The organism is uncultured Croceicoccus sp., assembly GCF_947496385.1.
In the GTDB taxonomy this organism is placed as follows: domain Bacteria; phylum Pseudomonadota; class Alphaproteobacteria; order Sphingomonadales; family Sphingomonadaceae; genus Croceicoccus.
On the sequence record NZ_CANMCP010000020.1, the window covers coordinates 1 to 17,119 of the forward strand.

The following is a 17,119-nucleotide window of genomic DNA, read 5'->3' on the forward strand; positions in this document are numbered from 1 at the left end:
TTCGTCACTACGACGAAGCCCAAACCCTCCTTAATTACAACCTCAAATCTGTGCCATGGGTGCTGACGGGGAACAATTGGAACCTTGGCAAGGCTAATCCCGCGAATGCGGCGATTTCACCCGTCTATGCCATGTTCCAAGGAAGATTCTTGCGATTGATGTCGATTTTGCAGAATATCAGTCGCTGAGCGGCAAGGGCCGGTGGCTGATCGGCGTGGCCGAGACCATGAACACCGAATAGCTCTCGATATCCAGATCCGCCTGCCACAGCTCCTGGATCACGCGTGCAGGGCCATCATATCCCTCCGCCACGACCTTGATCAGGTAATCGAACTTGCCATTGACCATGTAGAATTCGACCACCTCCTCGACGCGCGTGATATAGCGCTCGAAACGCATGGCGGTCTCCCGCCTGTGGTTCTTCATTGAGATCTGGACATAGGCCGCGACGAAATCGCCCAGCCTGGCCAGATCGAACTGCGCCTCGTAACGCACGATGACCCCGGCCGCCTCAAGCCGCTCGACCCGCGACAGGCACGGGCTCGCCGACAGGCCCACCACATCCGCGAGCTGCACATTGCTGATGCGGCCCTCGTTCTGCAGCGTGCGGATGATCTTCAAATCGATCCGGTCGAGATTCATCGCGTTTCAAACACTCCCGCTGCCAGGGTTCGCATGTCCGGCGATATGCGCCCGCATGCCCTTGCGGTACAGCCTACGGCAGGTCGTGCGGCAAGATGTGCTGTTGGCATGGCGCAGGCGCGGCGAATTTCTGCATGCGCGCCGCATGTCACGGCATATTTGCGTGGCGGGAACGGCCTATGATGCACGGCGCTCGGGGACGATCCCGAACAATTGGCCTGGAGGGATGCATTTGGAACGGTTGGACAGCCTCGATCTCAAGATCCTGACCTATCTTCAGGAGAACGGGCGCGCGACCAATGTCGCACTCGCCGATGCGATCGGGCTCTCCGCCAGCCCGTGCCTCAACAGGCTCAAGAAGCTGGAGGGGCGGGGCTATATCAAGTCCTATGGCGCGCGGATTTCGCTCGAAAAGCTGGGCGATTTCCTGATGGTTTTTACCGAGGTCACGCTTTCCGATCACCGCAACGCCGATCTCGAGCGCTTTCTCGCGCAGGCGCGGACGGTGCCGGAAATCGTGGAATGCCATCATGTCAGCGGCGGCTACGACTATTTCCTGAAGGTGGTCGCGCGCAGCGTCAGCCATTATCAGCGCGCTCGAAAGCGATGCAGGAATATCGAAATATTTCAGCTACATCATCCTCGATTCGCCGATCGTGCGCGAATCCTACCCGATTGACAGCCTGTTCAGCGGCTAGGCACCCGTCCCCGCGCGTTCAGCCAAGCGACTGATTGGCGAGCGCAAAAAGCGTGGCCGACGAATCCGGTTCGGGCGGCTTTCCAAGCGCCATGGTCACGACCCGGCCCGCGCGCGGCAGGCCCAGCGTTTCCAGCCATGGTGCAAGCCCGCAGCTTTCGGTGACGTCGATCCGCACGAACGTTCCGACATGCCGCCCCGCCAGCGCCGCGATCAGCGCCCGGGCATCGTCCGCGTCCTCAGCCACGACCGGCCCGACCACCACGCCGCGTCCCCAGCGGCGCACCACGCCATAGCCGGTGACGCCCTCGCCCCTGTACACGACAAGCGTTTCCGCCCCCTCGCGCATCGCATTGATCAGTGCCGCGCGGCCCATCCCGGCGCCGGCGCGGTCGATCGCCAGGATCGCATCGTCATCCTTCGCCTCCGCATTGCGCAGCGGCACCGACGGATCGACCTCCGGCGCCCGGCTCAGCACGGCCTGATGCTGAAGCACGATGGAATAGGGTTCGAACCCCGTGCCGAGGTAGAGCTTCTGCCCCTCGGCCGTCGAGTTCAGGACCACCCGGCGCTCACCCGCATCGGACAGGAGCGCCTCCATCAGCCGCGCGCCAATGCCGCGCCGCTGCACCTTTTCGGAAACGATGATCATCCCCGCCGTGGCGAAATCCGGCGCATACGGCCACCACAGCGCCGTACCCACGAGCTCTCCGTCCTTCTCCGCCGCAAAGCCGTGACCGAGGCCGAATGCGACCTCCCAATCCTCGATCCGGTAGGGCCATTGCACATCCTGCGACAGGGAAAGCGCCTGCGGCAGATGTTCGGCCGTCATCGGCATGATCTCGATTGCTCCGGCGGGTGCGGAGGACGGTGCGGGGGAGGTCTTGGTCATGGATTGCCTGTTCTTCTGGTCTCGGTGCGGCGCACGGCTCTGCGCCCTTGGATACGGATCAGCTCCGGTCGTCGCGCACGTCGAGCGCGTCGCGCAGGCCATCGCCGACAAAGTTGAAACTGGTGACCGCGATGGTGATCGCGACGCCCGGAATGATCGCCAGCCAGGGCGCGGTCGCCAGATATTGCTGCGCCCCGCCCAGCATGTTGCCCCAGCTGGGCAGCGGCGGCTGAATGCCGTAGCCAAGAAAGCTGATATACGCCTCCAGCAGGATCGCGCGCGCGACCGTGAGCGTCGCGGCGACGATGATCGGCCCCATCGCGTTGGGCAGAATCTCGCGCAGCATGATATGCGTGCCGCCCAGCCCCAGCATGCGCCCGGCCTGCACGAATTCGCGTTCACGAAGCGACCGGACCTCGGCCTCGACGATGCGGGCAACCTCCATCCACCCGGTCACGGCGATGATGATCGTGACCATCGTGGGCGTCGGTTTGAGAGCGGCGGCGAGCGCGAGCAGCAGGAAGATGGACGGAAACGCCAGGAACCCGTCGACCGTCCGCATCAGCACCGCGCCGACCCAGCCGCCGCGATAACCCGCGACCAGCCCGACCAGCGTCCCCAGCAAAGTCGACATGATCATGGCCGAAAACGCCACGATGAGTGAAACGCTGCCCGCCATCATCAACCGCGCCGCGATGTCCCGGCCGAGCGGATCGGTCCCGAAATAATAGTCGCCGGTCAGCGGCGGGGTGAATCGCACGCCGAGGTCGATGTAAAGCGGATCATGCGGAAGAAAGAACGGCCCGATAAAGCATGCAAGCGTCAGGACGGTGATCATGGTGAAGCCCAACAGCGCGAGGCGATGGTTCGCGAAGCGGCGCACGGTGCGGTTCTTCCACCAGCTGGTCCGTCCCGGATTGGCTGAAACGGCGGTCATTCGGGATGCCTCCTTTGGGACATGGGGCGGGCTTTGCACAAGAGTTGCTCCACGCGGTTCGGCGGTCGTTTCCGGAAGCGCACCGGTTCGGTTCGGACAGGCGCGCTCAACTCAATCGTATCCTGGGATCGACGATGGCGACCGCGATATCCGCGATCAGATTGCCGAAGATGACGAGGATGGCCGAGAACATCAGCAGCCCCATCACCACCGGATAGTCGCCATAGCTGATGCTATCGAGGAAGAGGCGGCCCATGCCCGGCCATGTGAACACGGTCTCGGTGACCAGCGCGCCGGTCAGGAGCGAGGGAAGCTGCATCCCGGCGAGCGTGATCATCGGGAGCAGCGCATTGCCGACCACATGCTTCATCAGGATGCGGCGCTCGCTCACCCCCTTGGCGCGGGCGGTTTTCACGAAATCCTGGTTGATCACGTCCAGTGTCGCGGTGCGCATGTAACGGCTCCAGATCGCGATATGGACCAGCGCCAGCACGACACTCGGCATGATGAGATGGAGTAGGTAATCGCCCACCGATTCGTCGCCGACCGTGTACATGTTGCCCGCCGGCAGCCAGCCCAGTTGCAGCGAGAAGATGTAGATGCCGACCAATCCGAACCAGAACGTCGGGATCGACAGCGCGACCATCGCGGCGATCGTCGCCACGTGATCGAAGGTGGAATAGCGGTGGGTCGCACCGCGAATGCCGACCCAGCTCCCCACCGCGACCGCGATCACCGTGGACGAGCCCATGAGCAGCAGCGTGGCGAACAGATGCCGGCCGATCACGCTGAGCACGGAAGTGCCGTCGCGGAAGGATTGCCCCCAATCCCCCTGCACCAGCCGCCACGCCCAGTCGAGATATTGCACGTAAAGCGGCCGGTTGAGGCCAAGCTGTTCCTTCAGCCGCTCGATATCGGCCTGCGTCATGCCGGGGTCGAGCGCATATTGCGCCAGCGGCCCGCCGGGAATGAGGTTGAGGATAAAGAATCCGATCACGGACACGATCACCAGGAGGACGATGATCTGCGTGATGCGATTGAGCAGGAAACGCAGCATTCAGCCCTCCTTCTTTTGCGATAGCAGGCGCGGAACCGGCCCCGCGCGTGACGAGGTCCTGACCGGATCCCGCTCCCCGCCAGGCTGTTTGTCGCCATTGGCCAGATACCAGCTCGCGGCGTTCCACGATTCGGTGCGCGTGTTGCTGTTCGGCTCGAACCCCTTGATGTCCGCGCTTCGGCCAAAGACGTTCTTGTACTGAAATATCGGGAGCAGCGGCAGATCGTGGCGCACGATCTCCTGCACCCGGAAATAGAGTTTCCGGCGTTCTTCCACGTCGAAGGTTCGCGCGGCCTTGTCGAGCAAGGCATCGACTTCGCTGTTCTTGTACTGCGCGTTGTTCGATCCGCTGCCGCCCTGCGCGGTGATCGACTTGCTGTGCAGGCGGTTGGTCACGTCCGGGTCCGCGCCGATGAGATAGGTGCTGCCCACGATCACGCTGTCGAAGCGCGACTGCGTCCAGAAATCGCCCCACATCACCGCGGGCGGCAGGTTGGCGATGGTCATCTCGGCGCCGATCTCGCGGAAGGTCTGCTGCAGATATTGCTGCACCATTTCGCGCAGATGATCGCCCGATGTCGTCGAATTCTCGAACGCCAGGCGCACGCCGTTCTTTTCCCGGATGCCGTCGGACCCCGGCCGCCAGCCCGCCGCATCGAGGATGGCCCTTGCCTTTTCCGGATTGTACTCCTGCACCGGCAGGTCGGGATTATGGTAGAACGACTGCTGCGGCATGAAGGTTTCGGTGATCTGCGGCACGCCGTGATACAGCGAACCGATGATCGCCTCCCGGTCGAGCGCGGCATAGAGCGCCTGCCGCACGGCCAGTTCGCGAAACTGCGGCCGGGCGAGATTGAGGTAGAAGGACTCCACCGAGGAGGCGAGGACCGGCTCGACCACCATGCCGGGCAGCTTGCGCGCCTCGTCGTAATTGTCGGGACTGATATAGACCTGCCCGACCAGATCGATGCCCCCGCTCTTGAACTGCGTGTAAAGCACGGTGATGTCGGGGATATATTTGAAGATCAGCAGGTCGAGATAGGGCCCCTCTCCGAAATAATCCGGGTTGGCGACCAGTTCCAGATGATCGCCAGCCATCCGCGCGCCCCATTTGAACGGCCCGGTCCCGATCGGCGCCTGATTGAAGGCGGCATTATTGGGGTCGGCCTCGTTCTCGAACGTGTGGCGGGGCACGATGAACGTTTCGGTCAGGAAGGACAGATAGGGCGCAAACGGCTCCTCCATCCGCCAGGTCAGCTCGGTCGGCGAGACCACTTCGATGTCCCGCACCAAAGTATGGCCGGACGTGCGCCAGGCACGAAAATCGGGATCGGTGATCAGCTCGAGCGTGAACTTCACATCGTCGGCGGTGAACGGCCTGCCATCGTGCCAGCGCACATCGTCGCGCAGGCGCACGCGCCAGCGCAGCCCGTCTTCGGAAATGCCACCGTTTTCGAGGCTGGGAACCTCGGCCGCCAGATGCGGCTGCACCAACCCGTCGGGATCCATCCGGACCAAGGGATCGAACAGCGAGAACAGCACGCCGTCGTCCACTTCGCCATGCACCATCAGCGGGTTGAAAACCGTCGGTTCCTGCGACAGCCCGACGACGACGCTGTCAACGCCGTCCGCGGTGGACATTGCCGTCGTCGACGCCTGCGAACCGCCATCGGGCCGGCCGACGAGGTTCCAGGCGATCACGCCGCCGCCCCCGACTGCCAGTGCCGCGAGGATCTTGCGCCGGTCGAAACCGCGCCGCGTGGTGCTTTCGCTCATCGGTTCATTCCTGCCTGCGGTTCTGTCGTGGTTTTGGCATCGGGACCGGCATCGCGTCCGGGAATCGCCGCGACCAGTTCACGCGTGTAGTCCGACCGGGGCGACATGAAGATCTGCGAGGGTGCGCCATATTCCACGACGCGGCCTTTCTGCATCACCGCGATCTCGTCGCAGATCTGGCTCGCCACCCGCAGATCGTGGGTGATGAAGATCATCGCCACGCCGGTTTCGCGCTGAATCTCTTCCAGAAGTTGCAGGATCTGGGCCTGGATCGACACGTCGAGCGCCGACACCGCCTCGTCCGCGATCAGCAGCTTGGGCTTGAACATCAACGCGCGCGCGATGCCCACGCGCTGCCTCTGCCCGCCGGAAAATTCGTGCGGATAGCGGTCATACGCGCCGGGATCGAGGCCGACATGCTCGAGCAGCGCCATCGCCTGCCGGCGCGCCTCGTCCTGCTCCATGCCATGCGCGACGGGGCCGACCGTCAGGCTGTACCCGATCGTCGCGCGCGGATTGAGCGAGGCGAACGGATCCTGGAAAATCATCTGGATCTTCGTGCGCAGCGGCTTGAATTCACGCTCCGAAAGGCCCGCGATGTCGCGCCCCTCGAACAGGATCCTGCCGCCGTCATTGTCGAGCAGCTTGATCAGCACCCGGCCGAGCGACGACTTACCCGAACCGCTTTCCCCGACCACGCCCAGCGTGCGCCCCGGCGCCAGTTCAAACGAGATGTCGTTGACCGCGGTCACGATGCGTGGCGGCTGAAACAGGCCGCGCGCGCTGCGGTAGGTCTTCATCAAGCCTTCGACCTGCAAGAGTTGCGCTCCGCCTGTCGCCGCCTCGTTGCTGTCGCGGTCCCCGCTGCGCAGCTTCGGCACGGCGGCGATCAGCTGCTTCGTATAGGGATGGTCCGGCGCATGCAGCACCTTGTCCGCTAGGCCGCGCTCCACGATGCGGCCTTTTTCCATCACCACCACCTCGTCGGCGATTTCGGCCACGACGCCGAAATCGTGGGTGATGAACATGACGCTCATGCCCTTGCGCTGCTGAATCTCGCGGATGAGCGCGAGGATCTGCGCCTGCGTCGTCACGTCGAGCGCGGTCGTCGGCTCGTCCGCAATCAGGATCGCGGGTTCGAGCGCCAGCGCCATCGCGATCATCACGCGCTGACGCTGGCCGCCCGACAGGCGGAAGGGATATTGGTGAAACATGACCTCGGGATCGGGCAGCCCCACTTCGTCGAGGAGGGACAGTGCCTTTTCCGCGCGCGATCGGGGCGATCCGACGTCATGCGCGGCCATGACCTCCTCGATCTGTTCGCCCACCGTCATCAACGGGTTGAGCGCGGAAAGCGGATCCTGAAAGATCATCGACACGACCCGTCCGCGCAGGGCGCGCAGCCGGTCCGGGCCGAGATCGGTGATGTCCTCGCCATTGAGGACAATGCGGCCCGACACAATGCGCAGCGCCCGCGGCAGCAGGCCCATGATCGCATTGGCCGACACCGACTTGCCGGAGCCCGATTCCCCGATGATGCACAGGATCTTGCCGCGCGGAAGATCGAAGGAGACATCGTCGACCGCGTGCAGCCGGTCCATGCCCGCGGGCAGGGCCACCTGCAGATCGCGAACGGACAGCGCGACCGGACCGGGCGTTTCTGGCTCCACACTTCCAACCATTCGGTCCATTCCCCTTAGCGTAGCGGCGCGGGCGCCGGCGGTTGACGTTGGATTCCCGCAGCAGCCGGACAAATCCGGTTTCCGGTCATCACCGCCGCGTAAACGACCGGACGGTGCCGGTACGTCTTTTCGGGAAAGGAGCAATTGCGTGCCCGTATCCCCGGCGGCGTCGATCGACCTTTTGCCTTTTTCACCCCGTTCGCGGCGAATCCCGCCGTCCCGTCAGGCCGCCTTGACCCTGAGCATGAGTTTGAAGCGTCTGCCGCGCCATTTTGATCAAATGTTCGCGGCGTGGCAGCAGGAAATATTGTAATCCGATTGCAACTTGGCATTTCCTTGACCCGCGCCCCCGTCAAGCACCACGGCGAGCGAAAGAAACCCGGCTGCGCGCCGCATTCGAAACGAGGTCGGGTTTCGCGCCCGTGGGCCGGTCGCTGTCACCAAACGCCAAATCGGAGCAGGGATTCGCGCGAATCGGATGAAATTCGCACGATCTTCGACATCACCTGCCGCCCGGCGCAGTGGAATGTTCCGTCAGCATGTCATTATTCACGGGGGTCAAGATCCGATGTCACCGTTTGTCGAACGCATAGACAGCGACGAGACGCTGCCCGCATCCGCCGATGTCGTCATCGTTGGGGGCGGCATCGTCGGTGTTACCGCGGCCTATTTCCTCGCGCGGCGGGGCATTTCGGTCGCGCTCATCGAAAAGGGCCATGTCGCCTGCGAACAGTCCAGCCGCAACTGGGGCTGGTGCCGGCAGCAGAACCGCGACGCGCGCGAACTGCCGCTGTCGTCGGTGGCGATGAAGCTTTGGGACGAATTCAGCAACGATCTCGAACAGGACGTCGGCTTTCGCCGCTGCGGCCTCGTCTATGCGACCGATAACGAGGCGCAGCTCGCGGGCTGGTCGGACTGGCAGCCTTATGGCCTCGATCATGGGGTCGATACCCGCCTGCTGAGTGCCGAGGAGGTGCGCAAGCTGATCCCCGAAGCGGGGCGCAAATGGATCGGCGGCGTCGCCTCCCCCGACGATGGCAAGGCCGAACCCGCCATCGCCGGGCCCGCGATCGCCATGGGCGCGCGGGCACATGGCGCGACCATTCACCAGAACTGCGCCGCCCGCGCGCTCGACGTCGAGAATGGCCGGGTCGTCGGCGTGCATACGGAAAAAGGGCTGGTCCGGGCGAATGCCGTGCTGTGTGCCGCGGGTGCGTGGGCCTCGCGCTTCCTGCGCCCCCACGGCATCAATTTCCCGCAGGCCGGCGTCCGGCAGACGGCGGTGCGCACCAAGCCGACCGCCGATGTCGGCGCGTGCCTCTATGCGCCCGATTTCGCGATGACGCGCCGCCTCGATGGCAGCTACACCCTCGCGATCAGCGGCAAGGCCACGATCGACCTGACGCCGCAGGGCATACGCTATGCCCGCGAGTTCGTGCCGCAGTTCATGCGCCGGCTGAAGAATGTGAGGCTGGCGGTCGGTCCGTCCTTCGTGACGGGGCCGGAATCGCTGCTCTCGGTGCTGAGGAACGACGAGACGATCTTCGAACGCACCCGCGTGCTCGACCCCGCGCCGCAGCAATGGCTGGTGCGCAAGATCATGGCCAATGTCGGCGCCGCCTTCCCGCAATTCGCGAAAATGGAACTCGTCGGATCGTGGGGCGCGCTCGTCGATTGTTCGCCCGATGCGGTGCCGGTGATCTCGAAAACGGACGGACTGGACGGGCTCGTGCTGGCGGCGGGGTGTTCGGGCCACGGCTTCGGGATGGGGCCGGGGATCGGCCTGCTAGCATCGGAACTGCTGACCGATGCCGACACCTGCGTCGATCCGCATCCGTTCCGCCTCTCCCGCCTGGTGGACGGGTCGCCGCTCGACATCGGCGGGCTGTGATCGGCGCGCGGGCGGGGATGTTTTCCCGGCCCTCGACGCATGCGCCCTGTGTGTGTGGGCCCGGCCAGCCTCTCGGGGCCAGCCGGGCCAGGTCAAGTCAGGCCGCGGGACGGAACAGCGAATAGATCTTCGCCACGTCCACCTGGCTGTCCCAGGTGCATTCGGCGCCCTTCTCGATGATGAAAATGTCACCTTTGGCGAAGGTCGCGCTGGTCCCCGCCGCGTCGGTGAAGGTCACCTCGCCGGCGAGCAGGTGCATCAGCTCGGTATGGTGGAAGAAGATCGCCCTTCGCGTATAGGGCGTGGAGTCCCATACGCCGCAGCTGTATTGCCCGTCCTCGGACAGGAAATGATTGTTGGAGCGGCACGACGGCCTGTCGGACAGCAGCACATCGTCCGCCGGCGGGTTGGACGCCGTCAGCGCAGCGTCATTGTCGATCTTCACGATCCGCGGCGGACCGCCCGCCCCGCCGGGATAGGACATCCCGATGAGCGTCGCGTCGGCATCCGCGGTCCAGGCAAACGACGTGCTGCGGGCGATCACCGCGCCTTCGCCTGTTGCGAGCGCGACCTCTCCGTCCGGCCCGGTTAGCGTCACCGCGCCCTCCGCGACCACCACGAACAGGTCGCCGGAGGGCGCGTCTGCATCGGCCCCGCCCGCGGACAGCGCGATCCCCTTCACCGTGCAGGGACCGGCGTCGAGATCAAACTCGGTCGCGCCCGTGCCGAACGGGTCGTCATGGCCGCGCGGTGCCGCCTTTGCCAGCGCCTTGAGGTCGATGAAGCTGGGGCAGGTGGTCGTTGTCGTCATGCTTTGCTGTCCTTTCAAAGGGGATCGATACGTGCACGAGGCACACGCCCGCCCGCCCCGCTTTGACGCACGGGCACGGACGCGGCGCGATCGAAAAAGGATGCGCGCTCCCGTCGGGACGCGCGCATCGGTTGTCAGAAATATTTGAGCCAGGTGATGTCCCGCCGGCGACGCTTCAGCCGCGCGTACCAGACGGTCGGGAAATACAGCACCACGAGCATGATCGGATACCAGGCCAGCACCCAGTGGTAATTGTCGAACATGTAGGCGCTGCCGTTGTTCGGCCCCCAGATCCCGAGCGCGCTGTGATACAGGATGCGCAGCACGGTCAGGTGGAGAAGGTAGAAGAACATCGGCGCCGCACCGAAGATCGCGATGGCACCCACCAGTCCGGTATCCTCGATCTTCTCGAACAGGACCAGCAGCAAGGCCCCGCCGCCCAGCGTGGGCAGGAGGAACAGCAGCGAGGGCGGATATTTCGTCATCGAGATGAAGCTGATCACGCTGCGCACCGAATTGCCTTCGGTCATGAACCACGGCTTGTCGCCATAGATGTTGAGCGTGCGCAGCAGGATGAACGCCGCAATCATGCCGAAACCCAGGATCAGCAGGTTGCGATTGCGCTGCTCGGCCGGGTATTCGGGCCGGAACCACGCCCCCGCGACATAGCCCAGCGAAATGACGCCCAGCCATGGCAGGATCGGATAGGTCGTCTTGGCGACGAAACCGAACGGCAGGTCGATCACGTCACGCTGATAAAGGATGGCCCACAGCGGAAACGCCGGGTTCTCGGCCGTCAGGCGCACGGGATCGAGCAGGTTGTGGAAGCACAGCATGCCCAAGCCGAACGCGATGAGCGCCGGCCGCGGCAGCCGCATCAGCCCGGCGAGCGCGATCATGGAAATACCGATCGCCCAGATCACCTGCAGCCAGAACGTCGGTTGCGGCACGATGCCCCAGTAAAGCGGGGAGAGATAGACAAGCTCGATCACGATCAGCAGCGCGCCACGCTTCAGGAGATAGGAGGTCGTTTCCTCGACCGTGTGGTTCAGGCTGTAGAGATAGACGCCAAGCCCGGTGAGAGCGACGAAGATGGGGGCGCAGAAGCTCACCGCAAAACGCGCGAAACCCAGCGCCGGGATAACCGTCGATGCGTCGATCGGATCGGCCACGATGTAATTGACGAACCAGGTCTCTCGAAGATGGTCCAGCAACATGAGGATCATGACGAAACCGCGAAGCGCGTCGATATTGGCCAGGCGCGCCTTCGCCTTGACGTTGGTTTGCCCTGCGGCCGGTCGGGCCGGCGCGCTTGCCGGCATTGATATGCTAGTTGCCATCATTCGCATCCGTTACAGTGATCGCTGATCCGATGCATGGTGACCGATGCCGGGCCAACAGGATATGTGAGTTTGCAAGGAATCTGGTTGATTGTTCCAAAATTCACCATGCCAATGGCAGTAAGTTCCGCGGATGGGAATGGCGCCGCGTTCAGCCGCCTTGCCCGAGCATCGCGACCGCGTCGACTTCCACGAGATAGCCGTAATGCAACTCCGCCACCGGCACCACGGTGCGGGCCGGGCGCGCATCGCCCAGCATCGCGCCATACACCTCGTTGAACGCAGGCCAGTTTTCGACCCCGCAGATATAGGCGGTAACCCGCACCAGATCCGCCGGCGAACCACCCGCCGCGTCGAGCACGGCGAGCATGTTGGCGATGGCCTGACGGGCTTGCGCGGCGAAACCCATGTCGTCGAGCGGCGCCTTGTCCGGCCGGATCGGAAGCTGTCCGGAGATATAGAGCGTCTGCCCCGCCTGAACGCCTTGCGAATAGGCGCCGGCGGGGGCGGGCGCCTTGTCGGTTTCGATGATTTTGCGCATGTCTTTCCTTACCATCCCGCGAACCGTTGCCATTCCGCCTCGACCGCGTGGCTTTCGCCGCGCACCACGTGATACGATCCATGCTGCGCGCCGGTGGCGCAGGCGTGGTTGGGCAGGATGCGCACCCTGTCGCCGATCTGCAAATCGGGCAGGACGGCATCCGAACCCTCGCGCACGGCGATGATCCCGTGTTCCTGGTTCGCGTCGACCAGGATCAAATCGTCATAAGGAACGCCGTCGATGTCGCAGACCACGCCATAACCCTGATCGACCGATTGCTTCGCGGTTCCCCGGTCGCGCGACATCGCCATCCACCCCGCATCGACCAGGATCCATCCCTTGCGCGGCTGATGGCCGATCACGGTTCCCAGCACCGAGAGCGCGATGTCCTCCATGCGGCAGATACCGATGCCCGCCATGACGAGGTCGAAGAAGACGAAGACACCGGCGCGAACCTCGGTCACGCCGTCGAGATTGGCAGCATGATGCGCGGTCGGCGTGGAGCCGATGCTGACGACCGGGCAGGCATGGCCGAATTCGCGCAGGATCGTGGCGGCATCGACGACGGCCTGGCGCTCCTCTTCTGCACATTGCCTGAGCGCATCGTCTCCGCGCGCGGCATAGCTTCCGCCCGCATGGGTCAGCACGCCGCGCAGCTCTCCCCCGTCGGTCAACGCCGCGGCGATCGCGCCAAGCATCTCACGGTCACGCGGCAGCACGCCGGAGCGGTGGCCGTCGCAGTCGATCTCTATCAACACCGGGATCGGCATCTCCGCCTCGCGCGATGCGGCGGCCACCGCTTCGGCCTGCTCCACCGAGTCCACCACGATGGAAAGGTCGCAACCCCCGCGTCGCAGCGCCACGATCCTGTCGAGTTTGGATGGCGCGATGCCGACCGCATAGATGAGGTCGGTGACGCCGGCGTTGGCGAAAAATTCCGCTTCGCGGAGGGTGGACACGGTGGCCGGCCCCTGCGGCGTGGACATCACCGCGTGCGCGACCGCAATCGACTTCGCCGTCTTGAGATGCGGGCGCAGCGTCACGCCGAACCGGTCCAGCCGGTCGCGCAGCCGGGCGACATTGCGCTCCATCCTGTCCGCGTCGAGGACGAGGCACGGCGTCTCGAGCTCGTTCAGCGTGGTCTGGCCGGACAGGTCCCTGTCGGCTGTGCGTACAGCTTCGCTCATTCGCGTTCTCCTGCTGCGTCACGGCGCGCGGCGATGGCGCGGCTCATGACGGGAAATACCCCAGCATGGCCTTCGTCTCGAGATATTCCTCGAACCCGAATGCGCCATATTCGCGCCCGTTGCCGGACTGCTTGTAACCACCGAAGGCCGCGTGCGCGTCCCACGCGGGCAGGTTGATATGAACCTGCCCCGCCCGGATTTGCCGCGCCACGCGCCGCGCGCGGTCGAGATCGGCCGATTGGACATGCGCGCCAAGGCCGTAGCAGGTGTCGTTGGCGATACGGATGGCATCCTCCTCGTCCCGATAGGGCACGAGGCACAGGACAGGCCCGAAGATTTCCTCGCTCGCGATGCGCATGTCCATCGACACGTCGGAGAAAATCGTGGCCCTGGCATAAAAGCCGCTGGTCAGCCCGTCGGGCCGCCCGGTCCCGCCGCACACCACCCGCGCGCCTTCGGCAATGCCCATTTCGATCATCGCCTGCACCTTGTCGAACTGCGGGCGATTGGCGAGCGGACCCATCAGCGTATTCTCGTCCGCAGGATCGCCGACGATCATCGCCTCCGCCGCGGCGACGGCCAGCGCCTCGACCTCGGCGAGCCGGTCGCGCGGGACGAGCATGCGGGTCGGCGCGCTGCACGACTGGCCGGCATTGCGCATCGCGGACGCCACGCCGGGCGCGACGACATTCGCGAAATCGGCATCGTCGAGCAGGATATTCGGCGATTTTCCGCCCAGCTCCTGCGTGACGCGCTTGACCGTGGGCGCGGCGGCCATCGCGACCTCGACCCCCGCGCGGGTCGACCCGGTGATCGACACCATGTCCACGTCCGCGTGGCGGGACAGCGCCGCGCCCACGTCGGGCCCCGCCCCCATGACCATGTTGAACACCCCTGCGGGCACGCCGGCATCGTCGAGCACCTGCGCGAAGATCTGCGCGCTGAGCGGAGAGAGTTCGCTGGGCTTGAGCACCATGGTGCAGCCGGTCGCCAGCGCCGGGGCGACCTTGGCCGTCATCTGGTACAGCGGCCAGTTCCATGGCGTGATGAGCGTGCACACGCCGATCGGTTCACGCGCGATCGCGGTGGTCCCTTGCCGGCGCAGGAAATCGAAACGGTCGAGCACCTCGATCGCGGCGCGGACATGCGCGATGCCGAACGGCACCTGCGCCGCGCGGGAAAACCCGATCGCGCAGCCCATCTCGCGCGTGATCGCCTGCGCAATACCCTCCGCACGCTCGTCCAGCAGTTCGGCAATCCTGCGCAGCAGCGCCGCACGCTCACCCGGATCAGTGGCCGAAAACGCGGGAAAGGCCGCGCGCGCCGCCGCGACCGCCCGGTCGACATCGGCAACGCTACCCAATGTGACCGTGCCGATCTGCGCTTCGCTGGCGGGGTCGATGATGGGAACGACACTGGACGCCCCGGCGGGCGCGACCCATTCGCCGCCGATATAGAACCTGTCGCAATCTGGCGTTTTCATCGGAATTCTGCCCTGTTCGGACGAGGGCGCCGGGTTCGGATACCCGGTCATGGCCCGCGACATGGATGGGAATGCCGATGAAAACTACGAAGCGTCGCGGTTTGCCTCAAGCCCGGTGTGGATGGCCCCGCACCACGATCTGCTCTTTTTGGCAGGGCTGACGTCATATTGTTCGGCGACGGCTTCCACCGGAAGCTCCGCCGAACCGCCGCGGCCTGCCCTGTACCGGGCAGGCCGCGATTTGGTCGTTATTCCTTCACGATGGTCTTTTCGGTAAAGCGCATCGCGGGGAACGGCATGTAGCTGATCCGCAGCCGCTGCCGCAGGGACAGCGTATGCTCGCCCTTGGGAAAGCCGCCGGGATAGGTCACCGACAAAGTGGCCGGCGCGCCGAAATTCCAGCGCCGGTCATAGGTGGTTTCCATCTCGTCGAGCGTGATCGGGCCGTTGCCGTCGTCGAAGCTGACCGCCTCGCGCGGGAGCTCCTCGCCGTCGACCGCCACGGTCATCTCTTCCAGCATCGAAAGCGTCAGCCCGCGATAATATCCCAGCTTGGTGGTGAAGCTGAAACCGGTCGGGCTGTCCGCAGGGCCGATGTCGGTGACGCTGTCGGGATCGATAAGATATTTGTCGAACATCAGGCGTCCTCCTGCCCATTTGCGGTTTCGCCCAAGAGGCGCTTGAACATCTCGTGCTGACGCCGGACCTGTTCGCGGCTGTCGACGTCCATGACGTCCTGCACCCAGCGGTTGCCTTCGTATTCGCTGGACAGGGTCCCTTCCCAACCGGCCTTCAAAAGCTCGGGAATGACCTCGTCATAGGCGTGCGCCGGATCGCGGCAATCCTCGGTCATGCCGTAGAACTTTGCCTGGATATGGCGGAAATAAGGGGCAAAATCGCCGATCCGCTTGGGATTGGCATAGGGTGCATGGCGCAGCGTTTCGGCCATGCGGACCTCGGACGGATTGCCCTTCATCTTCACCGCCACCTCGTAGATGGTGTATTCGCACATCACCTTCTGCTCGTGCTGATCGACGATGAACTGGGTGATTTCGGGCCGCGCACCTTCGCGCTCGAACCGCGCGCGCAGTTCGGGCGGGTAATGCTTCATGAAAATGCCCATGTCGGGCAGGATGCCGAGATGTTTCGTGCCGAGCCGGTCGGCCACCTCGATCGTGCGCAGGATCCACGGATGGTCGAGATACCACGGCGCGTGGACCTCCACACCCATGTGCACGTCCAGTTCCTCGGCATAGGGCACGCAACGTTCGAGAATGTCGGGCCGCACGAAGATCAGCACGCGCATGTTGCGAATGCCCATGCGGTTGCACAAGGCGAGGTCGCGCCGGATGCTTTCGACCTGTTCATCGTCGGTCAGCAGGCGATCGTTGCGCAGCTTCGTATCGAGGAACATGTCGTAGCAGGTGAAGTGGCAGCCATGCCGTTCGAGCATCTCGTGCCAGCCCGCGATTTCCGCGTCGGTGACGTTGGGAAAGCTGGGCATGTTCTGTTCGGGCAGGATTTCGATGCCCTTCGCGCCGATGGAAGCGGCGAAGGACACGCAATCCTCCACGTTCATCTTGCCGAGGAACATCTCCTCCTGAAAACTGTAGAGGCTGACGCCCCTGCGGATCTTGGATGCCATGATGGGCTCCTTTAATATGCCGGAAGATCGGCGGGATTGGGAAAAACGAATGGGGTTGCAGGCGGCGGATCCGGGCCGGTCACGCCGGCACGACCGCCCGCACGTCCATGCCGGAAGGCGTCATGAACGACGCGGGCCGCGCGCTCGAAGTTGATGTCATCGGCGGCGATTTTGGGCACGCAGAAAGGCCCGATTACTGCATCATTGCCGCAAGAAATAAGACCCGAATCCATGATCGCACCGATGGCCATGGGGCGCGCCGCCACATGTGAAGCAGCCTTGCCCCCTTGCAGAGCACGCGCGCCGCCGCGGGACAGCATGCCCCGTTGCCGGTCCGGCGTATCGCCGCGACGCATGTGGAGTTTCATCGAATTCTCCGGATATCACACGGCCCGGCTTCACTCCCGCAAAGCCTGCCGCCGACCGCAGAGGAACGGCACCTGCATGACGGGCGCATGGACGTCAGCCTTCCAACTCCGGTTCGAACCTGCCGTCGATGAGGACGAAGCAGATGCGGCAGTTGCTGTCGGTGCGATTG

At 64.4% G+C, this 17,119-nt stretch carries 17 protein-coding genes and 1 pseudogene; 4 read left to right on the plus strand and 14 right to left on the minus strand.

Annotated features, from left to right (window positions below; translation table 11 throughout):
- On the plus strand, positions 1 to 188 hold a 188-nt coding region (locus Q0897_RS15330; RefSeq protein ID WP_299310249.1), incomplete at its 5' end, for a hypothetical protein.
- On the opposite strand, the gene Q0897_RS15335 is transcribed toward Q0897_RS15330, so the two are convergent.
- Positions 178 to 642, minus strand: a complete 465-nt coding sequence (locus Q0897_RS15335; RefSeq protein ID WP_299310250.1) for an Lrp/AsnC family transcriptional regulator — start codon at positions 640 to 642, stop codon at positions 178 to 180. The genes Q0897_RS15330 and Q0897_RS15335 overlap by 11 nt on opposite strands.
- A gap of 226 nt (positions 643 to 868) precedes the next feature.
- On the opposite strand from Q0897_RS15335, the pseudogene Q0897_RS15340 reads away from it, so the two are divergent.
- Positions 869 to 1,340 (plus strand): annotated as a pseudogene (locus Q0897_RS15340) (Lrp/AsnC family transcriptional regulator).
- Between the two features lie 18 nt (positions 1,341 to 1,358).
- On the opposite strand, the gene Q0897_RS15345 reads toward Q0897_RS15340, so the two are convergent.
- The 5 genes from Q0897_RS15345 to Q0897_RS15365 all read right to left on the minus strand — a co-directional run bounded on the left by Q0897_RS15345 (position 1,359) and on the right by Q0897_RS15365 (position 7,692).
- The gene (locus tag Q0897_RS15345; RefSeq protein WP_299310251.1) at positions 1,359 to 2,231 is read right to left on the minus strand and encodes a GNAT family N-acetyltransferase; all 873 of its coding nucleotides are present in this window, start codon (positions 2,229 to 2,231) and stop codon (positions 1,359 to 1,361) included.
- Positions 2,232 to 2,289: 58 nt separating this feature from the next.
- On the minus strand, positions 2,290 to 3,168 hold the full coding sequence (locus tag Q0897_RS15350; RefSeq protein WP_299310252.1) for an ABC transporter permease: 879 nt from the start codon (positions 3,166 to 3,168) through the stop codon (positions 2,290 to 2,292).
- Between the two features lie 106 nt (positions 3,169 to 3,274).
- A complete protein-coding gene (locus tag Q0897_RS15355) occupies positions 3,275 to 4,225 on the minus strand; it encodes an ABC transporter permease (RefSeq protein ID WP_299310253.1) in 951 nt (316 codons plus the stop codon).
- Positions 4,226 to 6,001 carry a peptide ABC transporter substrate-binding protein gene (locus Q0897_RS15360; protein ID WP_299310254.1) on the minus strand — a complete coding sequence of 592 codons (1,776 nt, stop codon included), beginning with the start codon at positions 5,999 to 6,001 and terminating at the stop codon, positions 4,226 to 4,228.
- Positions 5,998 to 7,692, minus strand: a complete 1,695-nt coding sequence (locus Q0897_RS15365; RefSeq protein WP_299310255.1) for an ABC transporter ATP-binding protein — start codon at positions 7,690 to 7,692, stop codon at positions 5,998 to 6,000. The genes Q0897_RS15360 and Q0897_RS15365 overlap by 4 nt, the downstream gene beginning before the upstream one ends.
- Before the next feature lie 139 nt (positions 7,693 to 7,831).
- On the opposite strand from Q0897_RS15365, the gene Q0897_RS15370 reads away from it, so the two are divergent.
- Together Q0897_RS15370 and Q0897_RS15375 are read left to right on the plus strand one after the other, a co-directional pair.
- The gene (locus Q0897_RS15370) at positions 7,832 to 7,996 is read left to right on the plus strand and encodes a hypothetical protein (protein ID WP_299310256.1); all 165 of its coding nucleotides are present in this window, start codon (positions 7,832 to 7,834) and stop codon (positions 7,994 to 7,996) included.
- 255 nt (positions 7,997 to 8,251) lie between these two features.
- Entirely contained in the window at positions 8,252 to 9,574 is a 1,323-nt protein-coding gene (locus Q0897_RS15375) for an FAD-binding oxidoreductase (RefSeq protein ID WP_299310257.1), read from the plus strand.
- Positions 9,575 to 9,671: 97 nt separating this feature from the next.
- Here the strand turns inward: Q0897_RS15375 and Q0897_RS15380 are convergent, their stop codons facing one another.
- The 8 genes from Q0897_RS15380 to Q0897_RS15415 all read right to left on the minus strand — a co-directional run bounded on the left by Q0897_RS15380 (position 9,672) and on the right by Q0897_RS15415 (position 16,832).
- The gene (locus Q0897_RS15380; RefSeq protein ID WP_299310258.1) at positions 9,672 to 10,385 is read right to left on the minus strand and encodes a cupin domain-containing protein; all 714 of its coding nucleotides are present in this window, start codon (positions 10,383 to 10,385) and stop codon (positions 9,672 to 9,674) included.
- Between the two features lie 134 nt (positions 10,386 to 10,519).
- Positions 10,520 to 11,707 (minus strand): heparan-alpha-glucosaminide N-acetyltransferase domain-containing protein, encoded by a 1,188-nt coding sequence (locus tag Q0897_RS15385; RefSeq protein WP_299310259.1) that lies wholly within the window; start codon positions 11,705 to 11,707, stop codon positions 10,520 to 10,522.
- A gap of 169 nt (positions 11,708 to 11,876) precedes the next feature.
- Positions 11,877 to 12,266: a RidA family protein gene (locus tag Q0897_RS15390; RefSeq protein WP_299310260.1), complete on the minus strand. Its 390-nt coding sequence runs from the start codon at positions 12,264 to 12,266 to the stop codon at positions 11,877 to 11,879.
- An 8-nt stretch (positions 12,267 to 12,274) separates the two neighbouring features.
- Positions 12,275 to 13,453: a DSD1 family PLP-dependent enzyme gene (locus tag Q0897_RS15395; protein WP_299310261.1), complete on the minus strand. Its 1,179-nt coding sequence runs from the start codon at positions 13,451 to 13,453 to the stop codon at positions 12,275 to 12,277.
- A gap of 43 nt (positions 13,454 to 13,496) precedes the next feature.
- Positions 13,497 to 14,936 carry an aldehyde dehydrogenase family protein gene (locus Q0897_RS15400; RefSeq protein WP_299310262.1) on the minus strand — a complete coding sequence of 480 codons (1,440 nt, stop codon included), beginning with the start codon at positions 14,934 to 14,936 and terminating at the stop codon, positions 13,497 to 13,499.
- Positions 14,937 to 15,184: 248 nt separating this feature from the next.
- The gene (locus Q0897_RS15405; RefSeq protein ID WP_299310263.1) at positions 15,185 to 15,574 is read right to left on the minus strand and encodes a DUF6379 domain-containing protein; all 390 of its coding nucleotides are present in this window, start codon (positions 15,572 to 15,574) and stop codon (positions 15,185 to 15,187) included.
- A complete protein-coding gene (locus Q0897_RS15410; RefSeq protein WP_299310264.1) occupies positions 15,574 to 16,581 on the minus strand; it encodes a TIM barrel protein in 1,008 nt (335 codons plus the stop codon). Before Q0897_RS15410 ends, Q0897_RS15405 begins: the two co-directional genes overlap by 1 nt.
- 11 nt (positions 16,582 to 16,592) lie before the next feature.
- Positions 16,593 to 16,832, minus strand: a complete 240-nt coding sequence (locus tag Q0897_RS15415) for a hypothetical protein (protein WP_299310265.1) — start codon at positions 16,830 to 16,832, stop codon at positions 16,593 to 16,595.
- Between the last annotated feature and the right edge of the window lie 287 nt (positions 16,833 to 17,119).